Here is a 2,927-nt window from a genome sequence, read left to right on the forward strand (position 1 = left end):
CAGCCCCTCGGCCAGCAGCCTGTCCACCCGGGCGGCCACCGCCGTGAGGGACAGGCCGGTCGCGCGGCCGATCTCGGTGCGCGTGGCGACCAGGCCCTGCCGGATCAACGCGAAGATCTCGCCCGCGGTCGCCGGTGCCGTCGTCGGCCGCCGACCGCGCATGGGTCCCGTCACCGGTGACCTCCCTACCTGCGGTTGTACCGAAGATGCCACATTTTCGTCTTTCGCGTGCGCAAGACGTGCCGTAGGGTCGTCGCCGGTGTGCCGGGAAGTCTGGTCGGCGAGTCGCACCCGCCTACCCTGGAGATGCCCGTGAGCACCCTCTTCGCCCGAGGCAGCTGGCCCGAGGCCCGCCGGATCGGCGATCTCCTCCGGGCCGAGACCGTGGGCGGGCTCTTGCTCGTCGGTGCCGCGATCGTGGCCCTGGCCTGGGCGAACTCGCCCTGGCGCGAGGCCTACGAGGCCCTCGGCGAGCTGCGGGTGGGGCCCGCCGCGCTGCACCTCGACCTGCCGCTCGCCACCTGGGCGGCGGACGGGCTGCTGGCGGTCTTCTTCTTCGTGGCGGGGCTGGAGCTCAAGCGCGAGTTCGTGGCCGGGGACCTGCGGGACCCACGCCGGGCCGCGCTCCCGGTAGCTGCCGCCGTCGGCGGGATGATCGTGCCCGCAGTGGTCTTCGTGGCCTTCAACGCGGGCCGCGACACCGCCGTCGGCTGGGCGATCCCCACCGCCACGGACATCGCCTTCGCGCTCGCCGTGCTGGCGGTGATCGGCACCCACCTGCCCTCGGCGCTGCGCACCTTCCTGCTCACCCTCGCCGTGGTGGACGACCTGCTGGCGATCGTGATCATCGCCGTCTTCTACACCGACGACCTGCGGATCGTGCCGCTGCTGCTCGCGCTCGCCCCCCTGGGGCTGTTCACGCTGCTCGTCCAACGCCGGGTGCGGTCGTGGTGGTTGCTGCTCCCGCTCGCCGTGCTGACCTGGGTCCTCGTGCACGAGTCCGGCATCCACGCCACGGTGGCGGGGGTGCTGCTCGGCTTCGCCGTGCCCGTCGTGCGGCGGGCCGAGGGGCCCGGGCCCGGGCTCGCCGAGCACTTCGAGCACCGCTTCCGGCCGATCTCCAGCGGGGTCGCGGTGCCGGTGTTCGCCTTCTTCGCCGCAGGCGTCTCGGTGGTCGACGCCGGCGCGGGGGCCTTCACCCACCGGGTCACCCTGGGCGTGGCCGTGGGGCTGGTGGTGGGGAAGACCGTGGGGATCACCGGGGCGACCTGGCTGGTCCAACGCTTCACCCGCGCCCGCCTCGCCGAGGGCCTGAGCTGGTGGGACGTGCTCGGGCTGGCCCTGCTCGGCGGGATCGGGTTCACCGTCTCGCTGCTGATCGGCGAGCTCGCCTTCGGGACCGGCAGCGACCTCGACGACCAGGTGAAGATCGGTGTGCTCGGCGGCTCGCTGGTCGCCGCGCTGCTCGCCACCGTGGTGCTGCGGGTCCGCAACGCCCACTACCGCCGGATCGAGGCGGAGGAGACGCTCGACGCGGACGCCGACGGCGTGCCGGACGTCTACCAGGAGCCCGGCTCAGAGCGGTAGGGCGGACCCGAGCGCGACCACGGCCCGCGTGGCGGGCACCACGATCTCGTGCCGCTCGGCCGGCTGCAGGCGGCAGGCGCCGTGTCGGCAGGCCGCTCGCGGTGGTCGACGCCGTTCTGCGCCGCCACCAGCACCGTGTCGGGCCCGGTGACGGCCCGCTGCAGCGGCCCGGCCGCGGCGGTCTGGTGGATCTTCGTGGCGAGCACTACCCACGGGATGGGGGAGGGGTCGGCGGCCCACCGCGGCGCGATCTCCCGGGTCCCCCGCTCGTCGGTCGGCGTGACCCGCGGCGACCCCGGGACGACCGCCCACACAGGACGACCTCGTGGCCCGCCTCGACGAGCCTGCCCGCCGACGCGGTCCCGACGGCCCCGGGTCCCACCCAGCGCCACCGGGGGGAGTCGTCACCCCGCCGACGGTAGTCGGCTGCCTCACGACCGCGTGACCGCGGAGTTTCGCACTGCAAGTATGGAACCAGTGACCACCACGCACGACATCCCCGCGCCCACCCGCCTGGTCGCGCCCGGTCTGCTCGTCGCCGCGATCCTGCTGCTCGCGCTGAACCTGCGCGGCCCGATCGTCGCCGTCTCGCCGGTCACCGAGTCGATCGCGGCGGACCTGGGGATCTCGGCGGGCACGGTCGGTCTGCTCACCAGCCTCCCCGTGCTCTGCTTCGGCCTGGCTACCCCGTTCGCCTCGGCGTTGTTGGGCAGGCTCGGGCTGGGCCGCGGGGTGCTGGTCGCGATCGGCGTGCTGCTGGCGGGCATCGTCCTGCGCTCCGTGGGCGGCCTGCCGACGGCGATCGCGGGCACCCTGCTCATCGGGTGCGCGATCACGGTGGGGAACGTGGCCGTGCCGGTGGTGATCGGCCGGGACCTCCCGGAGCGCGCGGGCGCCGTGCTGGGCGCCTACACCGCGGCGCTCAACGTCGGGTCGATGATCACCCTCTCGCTGACCGTGCCGATCGCGGGCGTGGTGGACTGGCGGTTCGCGACGGCGGCCTGGGGCGCGTTGGCCGTGGTGGCCGCGGTGGTGTGGTGGCGGGCCACCCGGGCCGCGACGGCGGCACCCGTCGGCGAGGCGCCCACGGAGGGGCCGTCGACGGTCGGACCGGTCTGGTGGCGGCGCCCGGTCGTCTGGGGCCTGACGTTCGCCTTCGCCGGACAGGCCTTCGCCTACTACGGCGTGACGGCCTGGCTGCCGTCCCTGCTGCGCGACGAGCTGGACATGACGGAGTCCGCGGCCGGGCTGAGCTCGTCGATCTTCCAGATCGCGGCGGTGGTCGGCGCCTTCGGCGTCCCGGTCCTGCTGCGGTTCTGCCACTCGCCGCGGACCGTGGT

At 74.4% G+C, this 2,927-nt stretch carries 3 protein-coding genes; 2 read left to right on the forward strand and 1 reads right to left on the reverse strand.

The window, feature by feature from the left end; all coding sequences use genetic code 11:
• Positions 1–306: 306 nt before the first annotated feature.
• A complete protein-coding gene (nhaA, locus tag H5J29_RS27445; protein ID WP_181783892.1) occupies positions 307–1,587 on the forward strand; it encodes a Na+/H+ antiporter NhaA in 1,281 nt (426 codons plus the stop codon).
• Here nhaA and H5J29_RS36660 read toward each other — a convergent pair.
• A complete protein-coding gene (locus H5J29_RS36660) occupies positions 1,560–1,979 on the reverse strand; it encodes a 2-dehydropantoate 2-reductase N-terminal domain-containing protein (RefSeq protein ID WP_376768579.1) in 420 nt (139 codons plus the stop codon). The two genes, nhaA and H5J29_RS36660, sit on opposite strands and share 28 nt — an antisense overlap.
• Positions 1,980–2,064: 85 nt before the next feature.
• Between H5J29_RS36660 and H5J29_RS27455 the strand changes: the two genes are divergently transcribed.
• Positions 2,065–2,927: MFS transporter (locus H5J29_RS27455; RefSeq protein WP_181783894.1), on the forward strand; the 863-nt coding region annotated here is incomplete at its 3' end.

Source organism: Pseudonocardia pini (assembly GCF_013870575.1).
In the GTDB taxonomy this organism is placed as follows: domain Bacteria; phylum Actinomycetota; class Actinomycetes; order Mycobacteriales; family Pseudonocardiaceae; genus Pseudonocardia; species Pseudonocardia pini.